The organism is Leptolyngbya sp. CCY15150, assembly GCF_016888135.1.
In the GTDB taxonomy this organism is placed as follows: domain Bacteria; phylum Cyanobacteriota; class Cyanobacteriia; order RECH01; family RECH01; genus RECH01.
In genome coordinates this window covers 1-464 of the sequence record NZ_JACSWB010000091.1, presented here as the reverse complement: position 1 = coordinate 464, position 464 = coordinate 1, and the positions used below count along the sequence as shown (strand labels likewise).

General features: G+C 58.6%; 1 protein-coding gene. It reads left to right on the top strand.

The window, feature by feature from the left end:
- Nucleotides 1-464, top strand: a 464-nt coding sequence (locus JUJ53_RS25380) for an IS1634 family transposase (protein ID WP_239124674.1), incomplete at both ends; no start/stop codon positions are given.

Here is a 464-nt window from a genome sequence, read left to right as displayed (position 1 = left end):
TAAACCCGATGCCATCTCAGCGCTGATGCGCTTTCAGGACACCCTCACCGGCTATAAACTCACTCAGGTCACCCTGGTGGCGGTTGCCGCTAAGCGTTCCCCCGGTCGCCCCAAGCGGGCTAACCCCTCAGAGCCACCGACGATAGGGTATCCGTGGCAAGCGACCCTGGAACGCACGGCTGAGTACGAGGTTCAGTGCCAACAGCGCCATCGACGCTTCATCCTGGCAACCAATGTCCTAGACGCGCAGACCTATCCTGCCGAACGGTTACTGCGCGAGTACAAGGGACAGCAGCAGGTTGAGCGTGGCTTTCGTTTCCTCAAAGACCCGCTCTTCTTCACGAGTAGCGTCTTTGTCAAAAAGCCCCAACGAGTAGAAGCCCTCGCCCTCGTCATGGTCTTGACCCTACTCGTCTATAGTTTGGGGCAGCGCAAGCTCAGAGCCCAACTAGACCAGACGGGTG